General features: G+C 46.5%; 25 protein-coding genes and 1 pseudogene. 5 read left to right on the top strand and 21 right to left on the bottom strand.

Annotated elements, in window-relative coordinates; genetic code table 11:
- Positions 1-232: 232 nt before the first annotated feature.
- Positions 233-976 carry a sulfite exporter TauE/SafE family protein gene (locus tag OB236_RS10120; RefSeq protein WP_262683886.1) on the top strand — a complete coding sequence of 248 codons (744 nt, stop codon included), beginning with the start codon at positions 233-235 and terminating at the stop codon, positions 974-976.
- Between the two features lie 111 nt (positions 977-1,087).
- Here OB236_RS10120 and OB236_RS10115 read toward each other — a convergent pair whose 3' ends face one another.
- From OB236_RS10115 to OB236_RS10070, 10 genes and pseudogenes are all read right to left on the bottom strand, one after another.
- Positions 1,088-1,609: a GrpB family protein gene (locus OB236_RS10115; protein ID WP_262683885.1), complete on the bottom strand. Its 522-nt coding sequence runs from the start codon at positions 1,607-1,609 to the stop codon at positions 1,088-1,090.
- Positions 1,610-1,819: 210 nt separating this feature from the next.
- A pseudogene (locus tag OB236_RS10110) lies at positions 1,820-2,445 on the bottom strand (FMN-dependent NADH-azoreductase).
- A gap of 266 nt (positions 2,446-2,711) precedes the next feature.
- A complete protein-coding gene (locus OB236_RS10105; RefSeq protein ID WP_262683884.1) occupies positions 2,712-3,155 on the bottom strand; it encodes an SRPBCC family protein in 444 nt (147 codons plus the stop codon).
- Positions 3,148-3,468 (bottom strand): ArsR/SmtB family transcription factor, encoded by a 321-nt coding sequence (locus OB236_RS10100; RefSeq protein ID WP_076235689.1) that lies wholly within the window; start codon positions 3,466-3,468, stop codon positions 3,148-3,150. Before OB236_RS10100 ends, OB236_RS10105 begins: the two co-directional genes overlap by 8 nt.
- A 338-nt stretch (positions 3,469-3,806) precedes the next feature.
- Complete coding sequence (locus OB236_RS10095; RefSeq protein ID WP_262683883.1) at positions 3,807-4,571, bottom strand: SDR family oxidoreductase; 765 nt, start codon at positions 4,569-4,571, stop codon at positions 3,807-3,809.
- Positions 4,572-4,693: 122 nt separating this feature from the next.
- The gene (locus OB236_RS10090) at positions 4,694-5,182 is read right to left on the bottom strand and encodes a DinB family protein (RefSeq protein WP_262683881.1); all 489 of its coding nucleotides are present in this window, start codon (positions 5,180-5,182) and stop codon (positions 4,694-4,696) included.
- A gap of 314 nt (positions 5,183-5,496) precedes the next feature.
- Positions 5,497-6,219, bottom strand: coding sequence for a glycerophosphodiester phosphodiesterase (locus OB236_RS10085; protein WP_262683879.1), 723 nt, complete (start codon positions 6,217-6,219; stop codon positions 5,497-5,499).
- A gap of 23 nt (positions 6,220-6,242) precedes the next feature.
- Positions 6,243-7,508 carry an ABC transporter substrate-binding protein gene (locus tag OB236_RS10080; RefSeq protein ID WP_262683877.1) on the bottom strand — a complete coding sequence of 422 codons (1,266 nt, stop codon included), beginning with the start codon at positions 7,506-7,508 and terminating at the stop codon, positions 6,243-6,245.
- A gap of 80 nt (positions 7,509-7,588) precedes the next feature.
- The gene (locus OB236_RS10075) at positions 7,589-8,488 is read right to left on the bottom strand and encodes a carbohydrate ABC transporter permease (protein WP_262683875.1); all 900 of its coding nucleotides are present in this window, start codon (positions 8,486-8,488) and stop codon (positions 7,589-7,591) included.
- 19 nt (positions 8,489-8,507) lie between these two features.
- Positions 8,508-9,392: a carbohydrate ABC transporter permease gene (locus tag OB236_RS10070; RefSeq protein ID WP_262683873.1), complete on the bottom strand. Its 885-nt coding sequence runs from the start codon at positions 9,390-9,392 to the stop codon at positions 8,508-8,510.
- A gap of 254 nt (positions 9,393-9,646) precedes the next feature.
- On the opposite strand from OB236_RS10070, the gene OB236_RS10065 reads away from it, so the two are divergent.
- Positions 9,647-10,564 carry a LysR family transcriptional regulator gene (locus tag OB236_RS10065; RefSeq protein WP_076235684.1) on the top strand — a complete coding sequence of 306 codons (918 nt, stop codon included), beginning with the start codon at positions 9,647-9,649 and terminating at the stop codon, positions 10,562-10,564.
- Positions 10,565-10,593: 29 nt separating this feature from the next.
- Here the strand turns inward: OB236_RS10065 and OB236_RS10060 are convergent, their stop codons facing one another.
- The 10 genes from OB236_RS10060 to OB236_RS10015 all read right to left on the bottom strand — a co-directional run bounded on the left by OB236_RS10060 (position 10,594) and on the right by OB236_RS10015 (position 22,318).
- Positions 10,594-12,306: a prenyltransferase/squalene oxidase repeat-containing protein gene (locus tag OB236_RS10060; protein WP_262683871.1), complete on the bottom strand. Its 1,713-nt coding sequence runs from the start codon at positions 12,304-12,306 to the stop codon at positions 10,594-10,596.
- 155 nt (positions 12,307-12,461) lie between these two features.
- Complete coding sequence (locus tag OB236_RS10055) at positions 12,462-14,096, bottom strand: extracellular solute-binding protein (protein ID WP_076235682.1); 1,635 nt, start codon at positions 14,094-14,096, stop codon at positions 12,462-12,464.
- 79 nt (positions 14,097-14,175) lie between these two features.
- The gene (locus OB236_RS10050) at positions 14,176-15,099 is read right to left on the bottom strand and encodes a carbohydrate ABC transporter permease (RefSeq protein ID WP_076235681.1); all 924 of its coding nucleotides are present in this window, start codon (positions 15,097-15,099) and stop codon (positions 14,176-14,178) included.
- Between the two features lie 27 nt (positions 15,100-15,126).
- Positions 15,127-16,080, bottom strand: coding sequence for an ABC transporter permease (locus OB236_RS10045; RefSeq protein ID WP_262683869.1), 954 nt, complete (start codon positions 16,078-16,080; stop codon positions 15,127-15,129).
- Positions 16,081-16,335: 255 nt separating this feature from the next.
- Positions 16,336-17,475 carry a trans-sulfuration enzyme family protein gene (locus OB236_RS10040; RefSeq protein WP_262683868.1) on the bottom strand — a complete coding sequence of 380 codons (1,140 nt, stop codon included), beginning with the start codon at positions 17,473-17,475 and terminating at the stop codon, positions 16,336-16,338.
- A gap of 91 nt (positions 17,476-17,566) precedes the next feature.
- Positions 17,567-19,192 carry a response regulator gene (locus tag OB236_RS10035; RefSeq protein WP_262683866.1) on the bottom strand — a complete coding sequence of 542 codons (1,626 nt, stop codon included), beginning with the start codon at positions 19,190-19,192 and terminating at the stop codon, positions 17,567-17,569.
- Positions 19,167-21,080: a sensor histidine kinase gene (locus tag OB236_RS10030; protein ID WP_262683865.1), complete on the bottom strand. Its 1,914-nt coding sequence runs from the start codon at positions 21,078-21,080 to the stop codon at positions 19,167-19,169. Before OB236_RS10030 ends, OB236_RS10035 begins: the two co-directional genes overlap by 26 nt.
- Before the next feature lie 165 nt (positions 21,081-21,245).
- On the bottom strand, positions 21,246-21,593 hold the full coding sequence (locus tag OB236_RS10025) for a hypothetical protein (protein ID WP_262683864.1): 348 nt from the start codon (positions 21,591-21,593) through the stop codon (positions 21,246-21,248).
- A gap of 94 nt (positions 21,594-21,687) precedes the next feature.
- Positions 21,688-21,840: a hypothetical protein gene (locus OB236_RS10020; RefSeq protein ID WP_262683863.1), complete on the bottom strand. Its 153-nt coding sequence runs from the start codon at positions 21,838-21,840 to the stop codon at positions 21,688-21,690.
- A gap of 187 nt (positions 21,841-22,027) precedes the next feature.
- Positions 22,028-22,318, bottom strand: coding sequence for a hypothetical protein (locus tag OB236_RS10015; protein WP_262683862.1), 291 nt, complete (start codon positions 22,316-22,318; stop codon positions 22,028-22,030).
- Between the two features lie 113 nt (positions 22,319-22,431).
- Here OB236_RS10015 and OB236_RS10010 point away from each other — a divergent pair, with 113 nt between their 5' ends.
- Together OB236_RS10010 and OB236_RS10005 are read left to right on the top strand one after the other, a co-directional pair.
- Entirely contained in the window at positions 22,432-22,677 is a 246-nt protein-coding gene (locus OB236_RS10010; RefSeq protein WP_262683861.1) for a hypothetical protein, read from the top strand.
- Between the two features lie 176 nt (positions 22,678-22,853).
- Positions 22,854-23,336, top strand: a complete 483-nt coding sequence (locus OB236_RS10005; RefSeq protein WP_262683860.1) for an SRPBCC family protein — start codon at positions 22,854-22,856, stop codon at positions 23,334-23,336.
- A 98-nt stretch (positions 23,337-23,434) separates the two neighbouring features.
- Here the strand turns inward: OB236_RS10005 and OB236_RS10000 are convergent, their stop codons facing one another.
- Complete coding sequence (locus OB236_RS10000) at positions 23,435-23,713, bottom strand: hypothetical protein (protein WP_262683859.1); 279 nt, start codon at positions 23,711-23,713, stop codon at positions 23,435-23,437.
- Positions 23,714-23,820: 107 nt separating this feature from the next.
- Here OB236_RS10000 and OB236_RS09995 point away from each other — a divergent pair, with 107 nt between their 5' ends.
- The gene (locus OB236_RS09995; protein ID WP_262683858.1) at positions 23,821-24,051 is read left to right on the top strand and encodes a helix-turn-helix domain-containing protein; all 231 of its coding nucleotides are present in this window, start codon (positions 23,821-23,823) and stop codon (positions 24,049-24,051) included.
- Positions 24,052-24,124 lie beyond the last annotated feature (73 nt).

The raw sequence follows: 24,124 nt of genomic DNA, 5'->3' as shown, positions 1-24,124 counted from the left end.
TTTCAATTTTAATGCGTTTTATTGTCATTTATGTACAGGTCCTTGTCTGTTTAATTTCAAACGATCAAACAGCTTATTATGCGCGTTAAAATCCATGTTTTAATTGCATTTTACACGTGTTAATATGATGTAAAATAAACAAAGAGGGTGTTATTGTGCGAAGTTTTGGCTTCAAAACAAGGAATTTAAAACAGCCAAATATAAAATGTAGTTTCTTTGAGGGTATTGCACAATGACAACTACACTTATTGTGCTGGTTGTCATTGCGGTTTTTGTTGGTGCCTTGATGAAATCTATGTTTGGCTTCGGGGAAGCTATAGTGAGCATGCCTTTGCTTGCACTACTTCCGATCACTCTGCAAACTTCGGTTTCCCTAATTGGGTTAGCGGGGCTAACCGTTGCTTTACTAACCGTTTTCAGCGGATGGCGTCACGTTGAACGCCCTGTCCTGATCCGGTTAGCAGTTTCTACCGTAATCGGAATCCCCTTCGGCCTTGTTTTGCTTCATCTTACTCCTGCAATCGTGATTACGTTTGGACTTGGAATTTTTCTGATTGCTTTTGGTTGTTACTCTTTGATTAAGAAGATTCTCTCTCGGGCAATCGAACGTCCATTACTTAACGATCGCGGATGGGTATTACCGTTCGGATTTGCCTCAGGAGTTCTTGGCAGTGCTTATAATTTTAATGGTGTGCCGGTCGTTGTCTACGGTACATTACGACGATGGAATCCGGATCGTTTTCGAGGAACATTGCAAGCTCATTTTCTTATATCTGGCGTTCTTGTTGTTACAGGACATGCACTCGGCGGGTTATGGACGTTTGACGCATTAATTTATTATGCTTATTCTTTGCCGGCTATTCTCATAGCTACTGCACTCGGTGTTTTTTTGAATAATCGAATTCCTGCTGGAAAATTCGAACGTTACTTATTTATTATTATCATCGTACTCGGAATTCTATTGTTATTGCCATGAGATTCAAGCTAATCTTTTTAATTCTTCCCTTTAATCGTATCTATTTTCCATCCATTCGCAAATTTCCATTACTGAAGAAATTTGCCCTTGACTTCAATAAACTGCCCCTGATTAATCAAGTTGTATACTTTGCCTTGCTCGTTCCAGCAAGCTGTATACGTAATCAGCCTTTTCATCAGAATAGGCAAGAAGTGTTGTAATTCCTTTATTAAGTGAACTCAGTTTCCGATCTGAATATTGTTTAGCTATGTCTGGATTCTTTCTTAGGTAATTCCGAATTAGAATGTTGTTAACCCATTGTTCACCATTCCATACAACGATGGCAAGATTATATGCATGTTCCTTTCGTTTTCGGAAATACAGTCTTCCCTTTACACCAGATTCACCGAAACCCTCATAACCAATTTGTTCTAATGTAACAGTTGTAGAACTATCAAGTTCAAGTGTTCTGACACCAATTAATATATCAATAATTGGTTTAGCTAACATCCCTGGAACTGATGTGCTACCAAAATGCTGAATTTCCAAAGCAGTTTCTTTAAAAATAATTGAAAGAATTGATTTCTCATTCTCGAATAAAACCGTCCATTGTTCATTGTATGGAACTACATTTATGGGTTCATCAATTCCCATCTCCATCACCTCTTCTCAAAGTAGACATTAAGATATATTAGCATATTTTTTGTTATCCTTAAATCAGTAACTAATTGAACAAAACTGCCCGTAACTTCAACGGAAATAAAAAAGGAGCCGCTACAAGCAACTCCTGCACTCTCGTTCCTCGTTAGCTTAAAAGTTGCCCTTTAATTCTAAGTTCAGGCACAGTAATTTAATGTGAACTCATCATGCTCGATTAAACAAAGCAGCCGCAGTCTCAGCTTCTTGAAATGCCTTTGCCAATACCTCATCTCTTTTCAAGATATAATTCCCTTGTGCACGGATGATTCGATAGTCACTCCCATAAAGTTGAACATTGCTTTTAAGAATTTGTGGGAGTACTCGACTTCCGTGTACCAATCCTGATTCGTATAAATCCCGTCGCTCGCTTGAATGACGAGAACGTCCCTGCCATCGTTCAGAAGACCAACCGAGCCCTTGTCTGTATATGCGAAGGTTTCTTTGGCAATCAAAATATTATCCATATAGTCTTTTAGCTTTGACGGGACATTAAAATTATGCAGCGGTAGGGCAATGACATACTTTTTAGCGCTCTTGAACTGCCGAAGAATCTCCGACATACGTGAGTTGAGCCTCTGCTCTTCTACATTCAATGGCTCATCTCCCTGTATTTTTTCCTGTACACTTAGAAAGGAACGATCAATGCAAGGAATGTGTTCCCGATATAAATCGATTTGTTCAATGGGCCCTTCCGGATTAAGTTTTTTATAAGTCTCCAGAAAATGCCTAAGTACTTGTAGGCTTACGGACGAATCAGAGTCCACTTTGGGATGTGCATTAATAACGAGCAGCTTCTTTTTTTGTTACGTATCTCAGACAATTAGCGGATATATTTTGTGACATGAATGGCGTAGGATTCCAAAAAGAACCTACCACAAACTTCGGAGACCACTGAAAAGTCCAATTTTCAAAAAAAAATAAATAGCAGAAAAAAACGAACCTCTAGAATCGCTTCTAAGGCTCGCTCCGTATTAAATTCGCACACCTCACCTTACGGAGTGATAACTGTCCTTCATAGCCGGGAACTTCCAGAGGTTTAGCCTAAACCAAAGTGAAGCTAAAAGGCTTGAAGGGTTTTTCCTGTTTCGAGGAGGCTTTTTAAATTACTGAGAATGGCAGGCCATCCATTGTTAAACCCTTCCATTTTGCCTTCATCTTTGCGAATATCCTTTTCTAATAAATCCTCGTGTCGAAGTGTCAGTTTTATCGTAGAGGTCATGGGTGTTAATTCATATGTAACCTTAGAAATTCGCTCTCCTTCAACGTCTTTGACACTCCAGGTAACAGTGAGTAATCGATACGGCTCACATACAAGAACTTCACCATAATGTTCAACCTTATCTTTATTCATCAATTTAAAGCTGGAGCCAACTTGCCAATCCGAAACGATTTCACGACCGAAAAAATACTGCTTGGTAAATTCACTGTTAGTTAGGGCTGCCCATAGCTTCTCGGGTGTGGTTGCGATGTAAGTCGCATAAACGAATGAAGCTTTATTCATGATTAGAATCCTCCTCTAAGGCTTGCTTTAGTGTGTTCAATGCCTCAATCCGGTGACGCTCAAACTTACCGATCCAACGTTGATAGATTTCCCCGATAGGTACCGGGTTAAGATAATGAAGCTTTTCGCGGCCTTGCCAAACGACAGTAACTAGATTTGCCTCTTCCAGCAGCAGAAGGTGCTTAGTAACAGCTTGACGACTCATTGTCATTTGTTTACAGAGTTCGCCCAAGGATTGCCCGTTATTGACGAACAAGAGGTCGAGTAATTCTCTACGTGTTCCATCGGCAAGTGCTTTAAAGAGTTTGTCCATATCTCTATTATATGCAACTTTTTAGTTGCATGTCAAATCATAAAAAAACCTGTAGCATATGCAACAGGAACTAGACCACGGTGAACCTTACAGAGTAACGTTTTCAAATCGAATATTCATCATCTTTCCATACGGTTATTATCCTGCCCTTTATTTGAGAAGTAACAAATGAAATTCCGTTGTGCTAGCGTGTCCAGATAGTTCAATGGAAAAACAGACCGCATCGGCGGTCTGCCCCCACGTACTTACCTTCCCATTCAACATTAAAAACCCTGCACCAAGAAGAGGCCAGATAACACTTTGAACTTCAAAAAGATCAATCCTATTTCCTGATGACTTTACAAATGAGAGCCCCCACTGGCATCGATCAATTGCCCGGTTACCCAGCGACTGTCGGCAGAAGCTAGAAAAGCAGCTATATCCGCGACATCTTCTGGTTGGCCCCATCTTCCAAAGATAGAAAAATCAGCACCAAATTTTTGTGAGGCAGGATCTTGCAGCATTGCAGCATTCATATCCGTGGCAACGAATCCAGGTTGGATGGCATTGATCGTAATTCCACGTGGGCCGAGTTGGTTCGATAAAGCGAGCGTGAGTGTGTTGATTGCCCCCTTGGTCATACTGTATGCGGGAATGGCAGGCAGGGAAATCCTTGTTATAGAAGATGACAAGTTAATAATTCGACCCTCGTCTCGTAAACGTGGCAAAGCTTGTTGAGTCAGGAAAAACGGCATCTTTACATTGATTTCCATAATTTTATCGAATGCGTCTTCTGTAGTATCCTCAATTGGGGCTACTAGGGCGATCCCTGCGTTGTTCACTAGTATATCGAAGTGAATGTCACCTGTACTTTCTTTCAACAATTCATCCAATGTCTTATAAAGTGTCTGTATGCTTTCTGAAGAGCCAAGTTTCGTACCAATCGTGAATGCAGCCCCTCCATTCTGCTCGATATCATGTACTACTTCTTCTGCAGCTTCACGGTTCGTGCCATAATGAACGGCTACTAATGCACCTTCTTGCGCTAAACGTGTCGCAATGGCACGTCCGATCCCGCGGCTTGCACCCGTAACCAAAGCAACTTTACCCTTCAATTTAGTCATAATTTTAATCTCCTCTTGTGTCTAATACGTACACGATAGTTATAACACAAGGTAAATTTTGTAATGTTGCTTTCTTATTCGTAGAACCCAGATTTAATTTAGAGTCATTCACTGAATCACCGTTATTGTTCATCCGCGCTGGGGCCGTACATCCCTGGAACCGGTATTCCGAGCAGTCGGAGATAGACCGTCAACTGACCCCGATGATGATAAACGTGATTGAACATCAGCGTGCGCACCATGTCGATCCGGGGCGCTTCCAAGACGGTCTCCCCCTTGCTGACGAGCTTCCAGGTATCCCTTAGCCCGTCTTCTCCCCATTCCCGAAGCTTGCTCTCGGCGAGAGACACGCTCCATTCCAACGCTTCGAGCAGTTCTTGCCGGGTGGTCGGCTCCGGCAGCGGAACGACCGGAACTTCGCTGACCGCCTCGTCCAGCAATAGAGCCAGCCCTCCTGGCACTCCCGCAGCGTGTAGGGCGAGCTGTCCTAAAGACATCGATCTCGGGTGCGGTCTCCAAGAGAATTTGTCTTCCGGGAGCCTTTCGAGAAGCGACCGCGTCGATTCGGCTTCTCTTTTCAATTCGCCACTCCAATCCTCAATAACGTTCATAATCATATCCTCCTCTGGCCAAGGCCGTTCTTCACCTCAATCCTATCACGCCATGCGCGCGAACGTTTCTTACGGATTGCGGAAATCGAGAAAGTCGGCGTTCGAGGAGTAAAGACATTCCGTCATCCTTGGGGGCTGGCAAGTGATCTTTATATTGTTACACCCGACGGATAAGTTAAGATGGTCCACAGTACCTTTAGCAGAGAAAAAGGACTACCACATGGCAGCCCTTGGATATTGAACTATGAATTGAATAATTGCTTACAACGTGGCACATCTCAACTACCGTGAACCCTCTTCGTTACAGCAAGCGATCATGAAGGGTACACATTGGATTGAAGAGCCTCGTTTAATTGATTAGGAAAATTAACCGTCATACCATCAACGCCACATTCGAGACAATGCTTCATTAATGCATCATCAGCTACTTTCCAGGCCCGAACTTCGAACCCCTGCTGCTTCAACAAATGGACTCCTTCAAGAGTCACAGTATCTGCCTGGGGACACAACTGAATAACCCCATATTCCTTCAATAGCGCCAAGTGATTCTCATCCCAATGACGAACCAGATGGCCTAACCGAATGGAGCCATGCGCTTGCCGAACAGCTTGCAAATTCTCAAAGTCAAAAGAGGTAATGGTTACCTTTTCAATGAGATCATGTCTTTTTAATCCATAGATAAGCTCTTCCTCAAGCCCGGATTCTTTCAGCTCCAACGCCAGATGGATGGGCTTATTACCAAAAGCATAAAGAAATGCGTCCATACTCACTAATCGTTCCCCCACATACTGATCAGAAAACCAGGAACCTGCATCCAGCTGCTGCAATTCTGTCCATGTATAATCAGAAAGACGCCCAGTACCATTGGTCGTGCGATTCAGCAATTCATCGTGATGCAAAACAATAACACCGTCTTTGGACATTCTAAGATCGGTTTCCAAGCCATTGGCTCCCATTTCCAAACCTTTGTAAAAGGCTGCCAATGTGTTTTCCGGCGCGTTATGTGACGCTCCCCTGTGAGCAATATTCATAATCATTGATTTATTCACACCTTTGACTTTTATTTATATGATTTCATATAATTGATAACTTCGGATTGCAGAGCGTCCATGACCTTTTGTGGATCAGCCTTGGCATCATTGTGTACAGTTTCAATCGCATTGACAATACCGGACCAAATGAGTGCGTCAGCAGGATGAATGCCTTCTGCGCGTAAAAATTGGGTTTGATCAATGGTCACTTTAAAGTTCGGATCCTTCGTCAAGTGCTGCTTGAAATCAGGCAATTCGTAAGCTGCTTTGTTGACAGGAATATATCCGGTGCTCATGGAGTTTTGAGCTGTAATCTCCGGACTCGTCAGAAAGGACACTAATTTCCAGGCCGCTTCTTCATGAGCCTTATCCGATTTGAAAATACCCAGTCCGTTGCCTCCGATCGGCACCCAACGTTGATTGACCTTTGGCAAAAATGCTACTCCGATTTCAAACTTATTGCCAATTTGCTTTTTCAAAGCAGCAAGCGATGCGCCTGAGCGGAATAACATAGCCAGCTTACCCGCTGCAAAATCCTCACCTGAGGTTTTAATTTGATTTTGCGGCATGATCTTGGACGTATGTACAGCATCTTGAATCGATTTTAGCGTTTCTACAACCTCTTTGCTGTTCACATTAGGCGTACCGTCCGCTTTGATCAATTGCCCTCCACGATTCCATACCATGGGCTGGAAATACCACGGGCTGTCGCTGTTTAAGTTAAGCCCCCATTCGCCATTGCCGCTCACCTTTTTCCCCGCTTCGATCAGTTCATCCCACGTATCAGGCACCTTTAAACCCTGTTTCTCCAACATTGTTTTGTTGTAATACATGACCGGAGTGCTGCTCTGAAACGGAATGACCCATTTCTTGTCCTTATACGTGTACCGCTGCCAAAATCCAGGTAAAATTTGTGCGATCTCTTCCTTGGACATAAAGCTTTCGATTGGCAATAGCTTCCCGCTGTCCGCGATTTGCGGAATCGCATGTCTTTGACCTAGTTGAACGACATTAGGCAGACTGTTAGATACGATACCCGCCTGAACCTTTTTGGCCATTTCATCATAATCACCCATGAATTCAACTTCGATCTTAATATTGGAGTTGGCCGCTTGGAATGCATCCATGTAGCCTTTCAATAAATCCTTTTCCGTAGACCACAGCTTAAGCGTAATCGGTCCGCTTGCAGCTGCCCCTTTTGGAGTCTCCTGGGTGTTGGTGCTCCCCTGCTGCTCTCCACAACCAGATAGAATAGCTAATAAAGCTGTCATCGTCACTAATACTTTCTTCTTCATCTTGTCCATCTCCTCATTTATTGTATGATTAAATTAAGCTTCAATTAGGATTCAATCGAAACGAAAGGCCACCTGATGGGTTACTTCAATCCGCTGGTGACGATACCACGAACAAAATATTTTTGCAGGAACAAGAACAACACCAGAATCGGCAGGATGACAAAAGTAGAGGCAGCGAGCAGCTGCGGCCATTGCGTTCCGAGCTCCTTATCGATCATATATCTGAGACCAATTTGCACCGTACGCATCTGCGTCGTATTCGTCACGAGCAGTGGCCACAAATAGCTGTTCCACGAATTAATAAAAGCAAACAGACTGACGGTAGCTAAAATGGTTTGCGATAAGGGCAGCACAATCCGGAATAAAGTTGTGAAATGAGAGCATCCATCGATTTTGGCTGCATCAAGCAAATCCTTAGGAATCGTAAGGAAAAATTGCCTTAGCAAAAAGATGCCAAACACACTCGTCAAGCTCGGTATAATAAGCGCCAGATGCGTATTGATAAGCCCCAAAGACTTGACCACCAAATAGGATGGGATCATTGTCGATTCGAAGGGAATCATCGTTGTAGCAATGAATAGGAGAAACCAGCCTTGCTTGCCTTTGAAATCAACACATGCAAATGCATAGGCGGCCATGCTGCACGTAATTACCTGACCCGCAACCGTACAGATTGATACCAACACGCTATTCATAAAAAAACGGTCGAAAGGCGCACTTTGCCAAGCTTGCAAATAATTACTCCAGCGTAAGGTGCTCGGCATGCTTAACAGTCCTCCGCCAAATATTTCGTCCGGCATCTTCAGTGAGCTGATCACCATCCAGATGAATGGAAATGCCATCACAAGCGACGCACTGATCAGCAATAGATGCTTCAGAATGGATCCGGCTTGTTTAATCATCGTTGATGAATTTTGCAGACTTTTAATCCTATGACCTTGAGGAGAGACACGGCTTACTAACTTGGTTGAATGATCCAATTGTTTACGCCTCCGTCATTTATTGATAATGCACTTTGCGGCCGACTAATCTCATTTGCACCCAAGTCAGCAAGAGAATGATGCCTAGTAATACCATGGCGATGGCTGAGGCATATCCCATCTGGAAACGCTCAAACGCATAATTCCACAGGTGCATGACCACAAGCTCTGTGCTTCCGGCTGGACCTCCCTTGGTCATAACATCGATTTGCGTGAAGGTCTGCAGCTGCTCAATCGTCAAATAAATAAGTAGGAAAAAGATCGTTGGCGTCAGTAAAGGAAGCTTAATGCTTAACATGATTCGCAGGGGACCTGCACCGTCCATTTTGGCTGCTTCCTCCACATCAGTTGGAATCCCTTGTAGGCCAGCCAAGTAAATAACGACACAAAACCCGATGTGCTTCCAGATTGCCATTATGGCCAGAGAAATCAATGCCGTCTTGGTGTCGTTCAACCAGCGCAGGGGCTCCAGTCCCAACCATTTCATAACCGCATTGGCCATGCCGTAGTCAGGGTGATAAATAAACATCCATACAACAGAAATCGCTACAGTGGACGTGACAATAGGGGCAAAGAACAACGATCGATATACCGAAAGTGCCAGTCGAAGCCCCTTGTCGAGCAGTAATGCGAATCCAAGCGAAAGGATCATGGAAATTGGAACTGTCATGATCGTGTAAAGCAGCGTTCGAAATAACGAGTTGTAGAAGCTTTTGTTTTGAAATAAGCTCACATAATTATTTAATCCTATAAACTCGGGCATCGGCCTCATCATGTCCCACGAGAGTAAGCTTAAGCCTGCACTATAAAAAATGGGAATGATCACAAACACTAACAAAATGAGCAGGGAAGGAAGTAACAGTACATATCCCGCCGTATTCTCGCTTCGCTTCCTGACTGTCATAGCATCACCTCACATCGATTTAATGACTTCCTTATATATTTTTATTATAAGTGATAATGAATACAGATCAAGTTAACGTTTTGTAAAACGGAAATTCAGTCTTTTTTGATCTATAATAATACTATATATGATATTAAGAGCAAATATTACCATATATTTACTTGAAAAATGATGTAAATATCGATTCTTGATCTCTATTAAATAATTTTATATAATAAACCTATAATTAAAAATTATAAGGATGGTGAGCCTTTTTGCAATTACGTGACATTCAGTATGCACTCACTGTAGCCAAAGAACTGAGCTTCTCCAAAGCTGCTCAACAACTTTCGATCAGCCAACCGGCCTTGAGCCAATGTATCAAAAAGCTGGAGCAGGAGTTGGGAACCCCTCTATTTTTTCGGGAGAACAATACGGTCAAGTTGACAAAAGCCGGAGAGGTGTTTATTAAAGAGGGAAGCGAAATTATGAACAAAAGCGAGCGATTAACCCAGGAGATCTCAGCAATAGCCAACACGCGAGAGGAAAACCTACGCATTGGTATTTCTCCATTCTACAGCTACCATTACCTCCCGAGGATCATACCCGCCTTTAGCAGACAGTATCCTTCTGTCAAATTAGACATTATGGAGAAGCATTCTGCTACACTGGAGCAGCTGATCATCAATGAGGAGGTGGATTTTTGCATGATCCCTCTTCCCTTTTCTTATAAGGAGATAGAGTATCAGCATATTTACCAGGAACAGATTTTATTTGCCATTCCGAAGAACAATGAACTTAACGATTATTTGACCCCTGCCATGTCCGTTGGTTTACCTTTTATTGATTTGCAGTTGGCCAAGCATCAGCCGTTTATCTTTCTCAAAACCGAACAAAAATTTACACCCATGGGACATCGCCTCTGTAATGAGGCTGGCTTTACACCACATATCGTATTTGAAACGATGAATTGGGACACGATCAATTCCTTGGTCGCCACCGGGATGGGGGTAGGGTTTGTGCCTGAGATTTTGATTGGATCATTGACTGTTGATGAGCAACCCACATATTGTCGTATATTGGCTGAGAATACGACCCGCAGCTATGTGGTAGCACATAAAAAAGGACGGAGTCTCTCGACTACCGCCAACAATTTTATACGAGTCGCCAAAAATTCGTTCCTCAGAGACTAATCGTCCAGAATAAATCATGGAGAGCATTCTTATTGGGTTGAGTTCGGTTCGGACTCAGAAAAAAACCGGAATCGGAGTATGCGATCCGCTGGCGTGACCCAGTTCATAGTCAAATTAAGTGCTTCCTTATTGATAACATCATTGCGCATGGAAACTTCAAAGTGCTCCAAAGCACCCTCTTCAATGCGAATGCGGTCTTCACCGCAGCTGTATACGGCGGTACCCTCAGTCAACCGCCGCATGGAAGGTGCCGTATGCTCAAGGCCTTCACCCTGCAGCTGTCCATGAGCATCAAACATGCAGACGGCCTGCAGGTAGATGTCGGATCTCTCCTCCGAGATGATGCGCACATCAACGCCATCGTCAAGCAGCTTGACCTCGATACCGATGCGGAGATGGAGAATATCGGTGCGCTCGCGCAGATGATTCGGCATATTCACATACATCCCTTTGGCATCTCTCGTATGCTCTTCAGCAAGCGGCTGGAAATAACAGCCCTCCAGCTCAACGTCCATTCTGTACGTATCCTCCGCAAGCTTGCGGATACCGGGGAACGCAGCCGCTCCGATACCGAACCAGCCGACACCCAATTTCAATGCCGGCATTCTAGCTTGGCCGTATTGGATATACATCATTTCCTGTTGGCCTGCCATCACTGTTACGCTCAGCTTGCCCCTGCGGTGGCGCAGTACTGATGCTCCATGCGGATGCTTCACAACGGGACCGAGATAGGGCACACGGTCCGGTACCCGTACCACATTGTTTTCCCCGAACAATACCGTATAGCTGTCGGACAAAGGCGTATCGTCACCCGGCAGCTCCATCAGCTCCGGCTCCAGCATCCAGTGAATCAAACCAAGTGAACCCTTCGACGATGTCCGGTCGGCAGTGCGGGCCAACGCTGCCAGTATCGGGTCCTTGCTGCGTGCTGCCATCAAATGGCAGGCTGCATAAAAGCGGTCATCCAGCTTCGCCACCTGACCGAGATCCTGGCGCCCCGAATATTCGGTCGCAATCGTGTCGCCCGGATGAAGCAGATAGCTCATCATGACCAAGGTACTTTGAGCCGCTTCAAAGGCAGGCTCGTAATCGAACGTCCGTCCGACTGTATGCAAATAATAAGCGCAGATGGCGTTGTATATCGCATTGCTTCGCTCCGTCCATTCCCCATACTCAGTAATATCGAGACCTTCATTCAGAAACTGAAAAGCGCGGTCCCGGAATGCCGTGCCGCCGAATAGCTCATGCATTTTGGCAAGCGCAGATGCATGCACCCAGCGATGGTTCGGCGTGTGGATGCCTCCGTACAGCATGCTGTCCTGCGCCCTTTCCATGAATAACACAAGCGTCTCCGTGATTGCCGCCGTTTCCGCCCCGCCGAAGCGCCGTCCCAGCTCTGCCAGCAAAGCGACCAGATGGGCAGTAAACGCGGTATCCGGCGGTGAATCAATATTGCAGTTGTACAACGACACCGATCCGCTCGGCAGCTGGATTGCAAGAAATGCCGCCGCCAGCTCATGAAGTATCGCAAGCAGCTCGCTGTTGTGGTAATACCGCGAATCCGGCTGGCAGTACAGCGGAAGCATCAGCGCCAGTCTGCCCAGCTCAAGTCCCTGGAAGCTGAGCTTCCTCCCATGCACCTGCTCATCGCGAAATCTGGCCAATTCCTCATCCAATCTATCATCCTGCAGATCAATCAATTCCCTGATCTCGGCAGCACTGTTATACGGGATACCGTTCATTCCTATCCTCTCCTTCATCTCGTTATCGCACAGCCTGTAGTTCCTATAAATAGACAGAGGAGGAAAGGAGAACAAGCTCCTTCTTCCTCCTCCTCTGCACTACTTGGCGGATCTCTTCTCACTTCTTGTTGTATGCTGTTTCCTGCTGCCTTTACCTATTTATTGGTCGTTTTCCAGTTGATGCTCTTCAGGTTCTCGGTAACTTCCTTGTCATACTCACGACCGCCATTTTTCTCCCAGCCGGCTACGAGAGCATCCCACTCCTGGTCAAAGTTCGGAACGATAATCACCTTGGACAATTTCTCGTACAAATATTTGGTGATGTTCACGCCGTTTTTCTCGGCAACCTTACGCTGTGTATCGAAAACCGGATAGCTTTTTCCATATTTTTCAAACATGCGATAGTAAGGGTCCATCAGTTTGGCGATCTCTTCCTTCTTCGGATCAGCCGCATTGATTTGCAAAATCTGCTCCTTCGTAGGAGGTCCCATATAACCTTGAGTCAGCAGATTCAGGTCATTGAAATACCAATCGATCTCCTTGACGTTTTTGGCCGGATCGATCACGGTACGCACGCCGTTATCGACTTTATAGTGCGTGCCTTCCAGGCCACTCTGCACGACCGCGACGTTTTTGGCGAGGAAGTTCAGGAACTTGACGGCCGCTTCCGGATTTTTCGTTGACTTTGGAATCAGATTAAGCAGCCCGAACTGCGATTCAAGCGAGGTAAGCTGGGTACCATTCGGTCTCTTGAACGGCTCCACCGTTACCCAGGTAGCAGTCGGTACCGTCTTTCTCGTCTCAACAGTCATTTCCCAAACCGGATTATTGGAATCAATAAAGCCCGCTGTGCCTGACGTATAATGCTGTTGATACTGCTGGGAGTTGACGTCGGTTACGAATTCCTTGGACAACAGGCCCTCCCGGTATAGCTTATTCATAAAGGCGAAGAACGCTTTGCCCTCGGGAAGATCAACCGCGGAATGGAACACACCATCGGTATAGTTGCCTGTCGGCATATACACCTCGGTCTTCGGACCGTCCATCGCAACGCCCGCGCCCCACATCGGACCGTAGAAGAAAGCTTTCATCCCTTGATTAATCGCCGGAATCGCCCATGGCACCACGTTGTCTTTTCCTACGCCGCCGGGGTCCTTTTCCTTAAACGCTTTCAATACCGTATACAGCTCATCGAGCGTCGTAGGCGCTTTCATATTCAGCTTGTCAAGCCAGTCCTGACGGATTTTCATGGATGGACCGACCGCCGTGCTCATCCGCATAGCCGGTATGGCGTAACGCTTGCCTTTGTACGTACCCGCGGAATCCAGTGCAGGCTTGATCAGCTTCTTGATGTCGGGTCCGTATTTATCGAGCAGGGTGTCCAATTCCCATAAGCCACCCTGCTCAGCCCATTTGAACATCGCATTCAAATCGTACGTGATCAATATATCCGGCGATTCACCGGAAGCCATCCAGGTGCTGTTCTTCTCACTTTCCTGAGACCTTGGCAGTGTGACATACTCAACGTCCAGACCTTCCTTTTTGGCATTCTCCTTGATCCATTTGACCAGCAATGAATCGGTCAGCTTTTCGCCGCTTGGCGAGTTGGAGCGATCCCAGAGCGATACCCGGACTTTCTCTAATTTAACCGGATCGGCCGCTTTTTTGGCATCTCCGGTAGCTGCCGTGGAGCCGCTTGGATTGGCACCTCCCGTACAGCCGATCAGCAGGCTTGGAATCAGCATAGCTGCCATAGAAAGCTTAAGTCCCCTGTTCAATGTTGCTTTCAAAGTCGTTTCCTCCTTGTTGTCTGTCACAGATTTATATGAAGTCAGGCGCTGCAGGCAGCCTCCCGCATCGTATACAACTTTAGCCTTTTACTGATCCTAATAATGAGCCTTTGACAAAATACTTTTGCAGGAACGGGTACACAATCAGAATCGGAACCGTAGCGAAAATAATGACCGATGCCTTCAGCGACTCCTGAATGATGCTCAACTTGCTCTGCTGCAGCTGCATCGTTTCCAGCGACGTGTCCATCTGCGATAACAGCAAAATGTTGCGCAGTTTGACCTGAAGCGTATGAAGATCGGGATTATCGATGTACAGAACAGCGTTGAAATATGCATTCCAGTTGCCTACCGCATAAAATAATCCGATAGTTGCAAGTGAAGCTCCAGACAAGGGAAGCACAATCCGGATCAGGTAGCGGATATTGCCGCAGCCATCCATAATGGCAGCTTCTCTCAGCTCGTCGGGCAAGCTTTGAAAAAAACTCTTCATTATAATGACATTAAATGCACTGATCAATCCAGGTATCATCAGCGCCCACAGCGAGTTGAGCATACCCATGTTTTTCACAAGCAGGAAGGTTGGAATCATCCCCCCGCTGAACAGCATCGTGATGATCATAAAATTCATGAACACCGCCCGCCCCTTCAAATCACGCCGTGACAGCGGGTAAGCGGTAACGACCGTAAACAATAAATTCAGCGCCGTGCCCAGTACGGTAATATAAATCGTAATGAACAGCGAGCGGATAATCGTAACGTCCGTCATAATCGATTTCATCGCATCCAGCTGCCAACCTATCGGCCACAGCACGACCTGGCCCGTCTGAATCGCCTGATTGCTGCTGAAGGCGTTGGCCAGCGTATTCAAAAACGGGAAGAGACAAAGGAAAGTGAAAAAAGTAAGTGCACTGTAAAGGATCACGTTAAAGCAAATATCACCGATTGGATAAAGACGCTTTCTGGACCTTTGTCCGGCCGCTGTGCTTTGAGTATCAGCCATGCAGCTCCCTCCTTTCTTGTCTGCAATTTACCACAGGCCTTCGCCTCCCGCTCTTCTCGCCCAGTAATTGGCTGTAAGAATCAGTGTCAGGTTGATGACCGACTGTACCAGACCGACGGCTGTCGTCAGACCGAACTCACCCTGCTTGATCCCTACGGCAAACACATACGTACTGATCACCTCGGATATTTCATTGACTACCGGGTTGCCCAGTGCAAGCGGCTGCTCGATACCGATGCTTACCATATGTCCGATCGCCAGGATGAACAAAATAATAATCGTCGGCATAATGCTCGGAATGGTGACGCTGACGATCTTGCGCAGGCGTCCCGCTCCGTCGATAGAAGCGGCCTCATAAAGCGAAGGATCAATGGCGGTCATCGCCGCCAGGTAAATGATCGTGCCCCATCCGGCGCTCTGCCATACGGCAGCCAAGGTGTATACCACGACCCACCATGCTTTATCGGCCATAAAATAAATCTCTCCGAAGCCAAGCCAGCGGATAATCGCATTGACGATTCCATATTTCGGAGAGAGCACAGCGTAGATGATCCCTCCCAGCACGATCCATGACATAAAGTGCGGCAGATAGAGCAGCGCCTGGGAAATATTTTTGAAATATTTGGAGCGGATTTCATTCAGCATCAACGCGAGCAGGATAGGAGCCGGAAATCCGACCACAAGACCGAGCACGTTAAGCAGCAGGGTGTTACGAATCATTTGCCAGAACTCGGGAATCGAGAACATTTCCCTGAAATTTTCCAAGCCGGACCATTCACTGCCAAACACACCTTGAAAAATATTGTAATCTTTAAAAGCAATAATCAGCCCTACCATCGGAATGTAGGCAAAAATGATAAAAAAAGCTACAGCCGGCAGAAGAAGCAAATACAAATCATAGTTTTTCTTCCACTCCCGAACTCCAGGACTCGACTTTTTACCAACCTCTCTTTCACGGATGGTCGCAGTGTGAACCTCCATATCGTCTCTCCTTTCTGCACAACCCCAGCTTTGACACCTTATTCTACCGATATGGGTTACCACTTTCTGGTAACGCTTTCAGTGGGGGTTGATTCGCTTCGTTGTTAGTAATTGAAGTATAAAATAATATGTAAGCGGTTTAAATACGGCAATTTCTACTTTTTATTAGTTTTTTTAACTTCCTGGATAGGAAGCTGGAGCCCGTTTTATATAAAAAGACGTCCCGTGGGACGTCTCTATCCGTTGCTCATCTGCTCATAACGATCGCAGCGCCTGATCCAGATCCTCCATCAGCGACTCGGCATTCTCCAAGCCAATCGAAATTCGCAGCAGCCCCCGGGGAATACCGTGGCGCACGGACGTTTCCTCATCCAGCCAAAGACCGGGCGAGTTGATCAGGCTCTCAAAGCCTCCCCAGCTCGGTCCTTCCTCGAACAGGCGCAGCCCTTTGATCAGCCCAAGCACCCGGTCGCTGCCGCACCTAGGTACAAAGCTCATCAGTCCCGAGTACCCGGACATCTGGGATTGACCGAGCTCGTACTGCGGATCACTGCGCAGGCCGGGATACAGCACGCGCTCGACGCACGGGTGCGCCTCCAGAAAGGCCGCTATCCGCAGCGCGCTTTCCTCGTGCTGCCGCATGCGCACAGGCAGCGTCCGCAGCCCGCGGATCAGCAGCCATGCCTGATGTGGGTCCATCACCGCTCCGAACAAGCCGCGCTCCTCACGGCTGATACGAGCAAGCCGCTCTCGGCCACCGACAACCACACCGCCAAGGATATCGCTGTGCCCACCCAAATATTTGGACGCGGAGTGAACCACAATATCCACTCCCAGCAGCAGCGGATTCTGGAGCAGCGGAGTCGCCCACGTATTGTCGATAACGGTCGTGATCCCTCTGGATTGCGCCAGCTCAGCAACGGCGCGCAGGTCCTGCAGCTCGAACGTATTGGACAAGGGACTCTCCAAATAAATCACCCGTGTGTTCGGTCGAATCGCCTGTTCGATTTCCTGCAGGTCGGAGCCCTGCACGGCTGTAGCCTCCACACCGAAGCGGGACATATAACCCGCGATGAACGTACGCGTTGGCCCGTACACGTTCAGTGGATAAATCACATGGCTGCCCTGCTCCAGTAGGCTGATCAGCACAGCGCTGATCGCTCCCATGCCCGAAGAGAAGCACAGTCCCGCTTCACCCGATTCCAATGCGGCGATCTTCTGCTCGGCGATTTCCGTGGTTGGATTCGCCACGCGCATATACGTGTAGCCGTGATCCACGGTCTTGCGGGTGAACAGTGTATTCTGAAATATCGGCGGTACGATAGCGCCAAGATAACGATCGTAATCGTCACCCAAATGTGTACAAATTTCCTCTTGATCCGATCTCCTGCTCATATCCTGTTCTACGCCTCCGTCTCTTGTTCCTACTGTAAATCGCGGTGTCGGCCTTTACCATATCAATATTTAAAGGTTTTATTAGTTTTCTTTACTTTTTATTTTTGAACTCCTTGGGTGAGCTTCCCTCGATCCGCTTGAATACCTGATAAAAATACGCGTACTCCTTGTAGCCGACCATTTCCCCGACCTCGTTGACTTTATATTTGGGGTCCTTGAGCAGCCGCTTGGCCGCTTTGATTCTCGCCTTGGATAAAATATCGACGAAATTTTCGCCGGTCTCCGTTCTCAGCAAACGGCTGAGGTAACCCGAGCTGATGCCAAAATGAGTGCTGACCGAAGTCAGCGTAACGGCCTCGGCAAAATGCTCATGAATATGCTCCATAATGCTTTTGACTATGAGGCTGTATTCCTTCTCCCCACCTTCGAGCTTGACACGGATCCGGGTTACCAGCTCCGTCATATAATCCGACGCCTCCTTCAGGCTGTCCAGCCGGTATACCTCCTCCAGCAGCTGGTCGATGCTCTTGCCCAGGCCAAGCTCGTCACCTGTCGCATGAAAATAATAACGGGCTGCGGATAAACAAATCTCCGCCAGCAAACCTCTGGCTACCGTAATATTGCCTTCGGCATATATCCCGATTTGCCCAACGATCCGCTTCGTTTCCTCAACCAGCTGTTCCATCGGGATTTGCTCAATGGACTTCTCGAAGCGCTCAATATCCTGCATCACGGAGAATTTAACCTGGGTTCTGGCGGCCTGCTCGCTCTCCGCTGACAAAATCATTTCTTCGCTGCGGAAGAAACCCGAGTCGAGCAGTGCGCTGACCTCTCTGTATGCCTGCTCCAGCTCCTGGGGCAGCCGATACACGGAGCCAAAGGATGCACGGAATTCGGCTCCTGCCGTATTCTTCGCCACCCACAGCCATTCGACCGCAGCAGCATTCAATTTCCTTCTAACCTCACGGGTAATCGGGACACGGTCGAACTGGCACATCACAATCAGATCGCCACCTTGGTACAGCGTGATCGTGCCCATGCCCTCTTTGCGGCAGCATTCGGCGGCAAGCTCGGCCAACGCCTCCCGATTGGCTGGCTTTTCAAAGCGTGGTCCGTTACCAGCCAGAGGCCTGAAAGCCAGCAGGACAAAGCGGCTGTACTCGATACCAAGCTCACTCATCGCCTGCTGCGCATCACGAGCCTCCAGAGCCTCCTCCGTCCCGTTAATTCGCCTCTCCAGCCATTGTCCTCGCAGGGCGGGAAGCGAATGTGAATGCCGCTTCACCAATCTGGATACCTCGTCGTTCAGCAGCGCCGATTGCCGGAGAACCGATTGTTCCTCCTCGATTTTATCCGCTGCCGCTCGTACTATTCTTGACAGCTCCTGATTATGGATCGGCTTGACGATGAAATCGAACGCCCCGAGCTTAATCGCCTGTTTGGCGTATTCAAACTCCTGGTAGCCTGTGATCAGGATCGTCTTGGCATGTGGTACATGCTCCCGCATCCATTCCGCCAGCTCCAGTCCCGTATGACCCGGCATCTTGATATCGGTGATGACGATGTCCGGCCGCTTCTCTACCAGCAGAGCCAGGCCATCAATACCGTCCTCGGCCTGACCAACAACCTCACAGTCGAGCTCCTCCCATTTGATCGTCTGCACAATAGCTCTGCGAATAATCGGTTTATCGTCAATCACCACGACTGTTTTCTTCAATTGTCTCTACCTCCTTATCCTCCAGTACAGGCAGCCGAATCCGCACCTTGGTTCCCTCGCCAATCTGGCTGCTGATTTCGAGCCCGAACTGCTCTCCATATAACATCCGAATCCGCTTATGCACACTGAGCAGTCCGACCCGCGTATGGTTTGGTTTGGCCGCTGCTCCGCCTGCATCCTCTTCCAGCAACGCCTCGACAGTGGCTGCATCCATACCCATTCCGTTGTCCGCCACCTCCAGAAGCAGCGAGTCTTTTTCCCTATAGGCCATAATGCCAACAAAGCCTTGTCCCGGCTTCATTTCGATACCGTGTACAATCGAATTCTCCACAAGCGGCTGTAAAATAAATTTGGGTACCCAGCAGTCCATCACATCCGGAGCCATTTCGTAGCCGACCTCGATTTTATCTTCGTACATAATCCGATGAATCTCCAAATACTTCGCTACAAAGGCCACCTCGTCCTTGAGCCCTATCACATCGCCCTTCCTGCTGATGCTCTCCCGCAGCAGCGAACCGAGCAGGTACACCATTTCCCCGATCTGCTCGTCGCCCTTCAGCTTGGCAAGACCGTGAATCGTTTCCAATGTATTGTACAGAAAATGCGGATTGAACTGTGCCTGAAGTGTCCTGTATTCCGATTGCAGGGTGCGGTACTCGGCCTGCTGTTTCATCATTTGCTCTTTATATACCGTATTAATAAGCTCATTGATGCGGGTCGTCATCAAGTTGAACCTGTCAGCCAGCAGACCGAATTCATCCCGGCTTTTGGGTACGATCCATCTGGGCGTGAAATCGACGGACAGCTGGCTCATGCTCTGCAGCAGCAAACCTACGTTCTCGGTGATGCGTCTGGATAGGAAAGCCGCCATCACAAAGGCTAGCAGCAGCGCCACAATCAGAACGGTAAACGTCCAAAACCGGATCACTACCGTACCACGGGTCAGCTCATCCACGGAAATAATCTGAATAATTTTCCATTTCTCATAAGGCATCTCCAGAATCGTATATATATAATCCCGGCCGTTCAACTCAAAGGTTGGCTGTTTATCGGCAGTTTGCTCAAACAACCGCTGCTCGATAAAGTAACGGATCGTGGATTCCATCGGCTCATCCTGGACCAATCGTTCATTGTTCTCGTTAAGGACGAGCACGCTGCCCTGCGTAAGCTCATCCACCGTCGTATAGATACTGCGAATCTGCTCACTGTCGATACCGACTATAACCGTCCCGGCGTAAGCGCTGCTTTCCCCGCTGTACAGCGACTTGGCCATAAAGACAAGATTCGATCCGCCGGGAAGCCATGAGGCTCGGCCTCGCCTCTCTTTGATAGCGTTTACATTGAAGCCCTTCGGCAGCTTGCTGAGCGTGTTCAACCCGGCGGAGCGTTCCGCAACATACAGCCGATCCTGCTCATCATAAAACAGGACGGATTGATAATAATTTTGCGACAGCATCAAGCCAGCTATGAAGTCGTTCGTGTTACGTCCACGGAACAACGCTTCAACTTCATACTCCTGGCTGCCCACCTCACCAGGGAGATTTAACCGGGACACTTTGAACTGCTGAAACACAAACGTCTCGAAATCGCGTGTCCGCTTATCCAGATTAATGCCCATTTGCTGGCTAAGAAATTGCGAATAGACAGAGGTATTGCTTTTGATCGTCTTGATCGAGACCTGGTAAATGACGGCGACGACGAGCAGCACGGTGACCAGTATAACAGCAATAAAAGAAAGCAGAAATTTCGTGCGCAGCTTTAAATCGTGAAATCGGGATATCCATCCTATCAACGTGATCACCTGTCGGTTCAATATAGGTTCTTCCCCGAGCATAACACATTCCTTCCCGGCAAACGACAGATGAATGCGTTTTATTCTAAATCTCATTGGTTGCTGCACTTGAACATACAGCAAAAAGCCGTCCATGATTGATCATTGGAACGGCCTTTTATATGTTGAATCCTGAGTTTGAACGTTATTGACGACACGGTTACGGGTAGCAGCCGCTGTTGAAGTCGTGTGTTGTTGAAATAGGACTTACACGCGTCATATTTACTTCTTATCCACTTGAAGCAGTGAGATATTCTTAATCGAAAAAGTATCCTTAATCTTATCTTCTGTAATGACGTTCAATTTGAGCAGACTGGCGATCTTGGAGGAATCCGCTTTGGAGAGCAAACGCCATACTTCGGGGTCAGGCAGCGCTTCGTACAGCTTGCTATCATCGTATTCCTTACGCTCCTGAAGAATAACCTTCACCAAGTAACTTCCAACCTCCAGCCTGGATACGCCGAGCCCCGTGCAATGATTCAAAATATCGCTGCGCAGCTCTGTCAGTTCTTGCTCTATCTCTTTATGCTTTTGCTTCAGTTGGTAATATTGCTTTATTTTCTTGTCCATCGTATTCACGCTCCTCTTTACTACATATTTATGCGGAGGAAATTGATTTAGGACAAGATCATACGGAGTGACTTATGCAGGTTCGTCTCGTGCTTCATTTCTTACCTTTCGTTTCATTGATTTTTTTTGCATCCTTTTTTATTATATCCATCTCCTTGTTCAATTTTTCCATATCTTTGAACATTTTTTGCATACCTTTATTCTCCTGTAGAAATTTGTAACCATACTCCAACAGTTTTAAATTCATGAAACCAACCATCCTCTCATTGATCTTTTAATCAATATACGTGAGGACAATTCAACGTGCTTCCGCGTATGCAGGGAAACTATATGAAAACACAAAAAAGCCAAGCATAGCTTCAGCTTGACTTTTCAACGTGTCCATGCAGATACAAGGTGGCTACTTACTCACTATCTGCTCTGCACATCACTACTCAGGATTCACTGGAATATTCGACATTCGCCTTGTCCAGCATGGATTTCCAACTAGCAAAATCCGTTTCCCTTACAACATGCCGATCAAAAAGCTCGTCATGAATGTTATTAATATCTTCTTGTGTCTTTACTTGAAAGTTGCCTTTCTCTAGAAACTCGTCAAAGCTCTTGAAGCTGGAATGCTTGCTCATGAACGATTCATTAAACAATTTGTCTAATGAAACATGGTTCGGGTCTTCCTGAATCGTTTTTTGGCCTTGTAAATCCTTCAGCAGATCCTCAAATGACATTGGCTTTTGCTTTCTCAGAATACCACCCCTAAATCAGTTTTATCGATCCCAGCTACCTTGTTGATAACGGAAACGTTTTTTCACATCGCAATACATAAGGATAACACAAATGCATGCAAAAGACGAAGCGGGATTTTAAAAAATATGGATTGCGATCGCCGCAAAATTGTCGTACCCAATCAGGATTAGCTTTGCTGGCATCCTTCAGCCCTTGGCCTACGGAGTTCTGTACGCATTTGGACGGATCGGATTTATCCGCTTCTAGCAGCAAAACTCCTGATATTTTCGCATCCTTATCATATACCCAATCGTTCAAAATGATGAGTGATGATTTCATTAATTTCTTGGTGATCACTTAATCGTCAGGATCCATTTCACATGAAAATAATTCAAATTACAAATAATACTTGCACCTGACGTAACGTAATGTTTTATAGTAAAGATACCGGTAAATGATCAGCGCCACCAAAGGAGGTGTTCGGAAATGAATAAGAAATTCACAAAGAAACTACCATATGAAGCGGAGGAATTCCCAATGTTAAATAAAGATGACAGCTCCAGAACGACGAACGGCGAAGGCAGCAATGAAACGGTACACACCCGCCTCATAGATGCACCACGCGAAATTGTTTTTAATGCCTGGACGACTCCAGAGCTGCTTGCTAAGTGGTGGGGGCCCAAAGGCTTCACGAATACGTTTCAACAATTTGATGCCAGGCCAGGCGGGCTTTGGACTTTCATCATGCATGGTCCAAACGGTGTCGATTATCCGAATCAATGTATGTTTGTTGAAATCAGCAGCCCTGAACGAATGGTTATACGCCATATTTCCCCTGTACATGAATTTCAGATAATTGCTGATTTTGAGGATATCCAGGGCAAAACCAAAGTAACGTTTTGTCAACGGTTCGAGACGGCGGAGGAACTGAACAAGCTAAAAAAACTTGTTGTTCCCGCGAATGAAGAAAACCTTGATCGTCTGGTAGAGGTCGTAAGGACGTTAACCCGTCAGGAGTAGACAGTTCAACCTGCCGCACTGGCGGTCCATTCTGGGTGGTGGCAACTATATGACACCACCTAGATAACAGTGGGTAACGGCTGCACTTGGATTCAAGTTCATAAACTCTGCTGAAATGTTACCAACTTTATCCCATCCTGAACGCCCTTTAAATACATCCATTCCTTTTCCATAACCTCCAGCAAAGTAACCATATCCAGTAAATCGATTAAATCCCCATTGTCAGATTCCTCTATAATTTGCTTGACTCTTATTTGTTTCTTATATAAGTCCATTCTTAAACCAACAATTTGAGGCAAATGCTCTACCTCTTTTGATAATTCATCAAATCTTTGAAGCAGTAACTGCCTCAACCATTCGTCATGATTTAATAACAAATTATCTTCCTCCGATCATAAATATTCTATACGCTTTTACGTACCAGTATAACCTCAATTATATGGTACGTTATCGCGTATAGTCAATAAATATACGGAGGTTCTCCATGTCCAAAAAAGTCATTGTTAAAATACCCGAATTACTTAAGCAAAGAAACATTTCACTCCGTGAACTTTCCCGTCTTTCAGACGTACGACATGCAGCACTTAGTGAACTCTCTAATGGCAAACGAGAAAACATCAACTTCTCTCATATTGAAAAAATCGCCGATGCATTACGCATTAGCGACATACGCACAATTATTGATTTAGTTGAAGTTGAAGACGACGAAATCTAGTCAAAACGCTTTTGCAGACCTTTTGAATTAATCCCCCGCAAGATATTTACAGGGAATGATCCGTCGATGGTCT

The sequence above is a fragment of the Paenibacillus baimaensis genome (assembly GCF_025567575.1).
The sequence above is the reverse complement of the archived record's forward strand: the minus strand, read 5'-3'. Positions and strand labels throughout refer to the sequence as shown.

Coding starts and splice junctions, on each gene's coding strand:
- OB236_RS10105 (WP_262683884.1), bottom strand. CDS start 3,155: ATGAATAAAGCTTCATTCGTTTATGCGACTTACATCGCAACCACACCC.
- OB236_RS10090 (WP_262683881.1), bottom strand. CDS start 5,182: ATGAACGTTATTGAGGATTGGAGTGGCGAATTGAAAAGAGAAGCCGAA.
- OB236_RS10020 (WP_262683863.1), bottom strand. CDS start 21,840: ATGAATTTAAAACTGTTGGAGTATGGTTACAAATTTCTACAGGAGAAT.
- OB236_RS10080 (WP_262683877.1), bottom strand. CDS start 7,508: ATGAAGAAGAAAGTATTAGTGACGATGACAGCTTTATTAGCTATTCTA.
- OB236_RS10045 (WP_262683869.1), bottom strand. CDS start 16,080: ATGGAGGTTCACACTGCGACCATCCGTGAAAGAGAGGTTGGTAAAAAG.
- OB236_RS10070 (WP_262683873.1), bottom strand. CDS start 9,392: ATGACAGTCAGGAAGCGAAGCGAGAATACGGCGGGATATGTACTGTTA.
- OB236_RS10015 (WP_262683862.1), bottom strand. CDS start 22,318: ATGTCATTTGAGGATCTGCTGAAGGATTTACAAGGCCAAAAAACGATT.
- OB236_RS10100 (WP_076235689.1), bottom strand. CDS start 3,468: ATGGACAAACTCTTTAAAGCACTTGCCGATGGAACACGTAGAGAATTA.
- OB236_RS10005 (WP_262683860.1), top strand. CDS start 22,854: ATGTTAAATAAAGATGACAGCTCCAGAACGACGAACGGCGAAGGCAGC.
- OB236_RS10120 (WP_262683886.1), top strand. CDS start 233: ATGACAACTACACTTATTGTGCTGGTTGTCATTGCGGTTTTTGTTGGT.
- OB236_RS10115 (WP_262683885.1), bottom strand. CDS start 1,609: ATGGGAATTGATGAACCCATAAATGTAGTTCCATACAATGAACAATGG.
- OB236_RS10040 (WP_262683868.1), bottom strand. CDS start 17,475: ATGAGCAGGAGATCGGATCAAGAGGAAATTTGTACACATTTGGGTGAC.
- OB236_RS10025 (WP_262683864.1), bottom strand. CDS start 21,593: ATGGACAAGAAAATAAAGCAATATTACCAACTGAAGCAAAAGCATAAA.
- OB236_RS10060 (WP_262683871.1), bottom strand. CDS start 12,306: ATGAACGGTATCCCGTATAACAGTGCTGCCGAGATCAGGGAATTGATT.
- OB236_RS10030 (WP_262683865.1), bottom strand. CDS start 21,080: ATGAGATTTAGAATAAAACGCATTCATCTGTCGTTTGCCGGGAAGGAA.
- OB236_RS10085 (WP_262683879.1), bottom strand. CDS start 6,219: ATGATTATGAATATTGCTCACAGGGGAGCGTCACATAACGCGCCGGAA.
- OB236_RS10010 (WP_262683861.1), top strand. CDS start 22,432: ATGCAAAAGACGAAGCGGGATTTTAAAAAATATGGATTGCGATCGCCG.
- OB236_RS10050 (WP_076235681.1), bottom strand. CDS start 15,099: ATGGCTGATACTCAAAGCACAGCGGCCGGACAAAGGTCCAGAAAGCGT.
- OB236_RS09995 (WP_262683858.1), top strand. CDS start 23,821: ATGTCCAAAAAAGTCATTGTTAAAATACCCGAATTACTTAAGCAAAGA.
- OB236_RS10095 (WP_262683883.1), bottom strand. CDS start 4,571: ATGACTAAATTGAAGGGTAAAGTTGCTTTGGTTACGGGTGCAAGCCGC.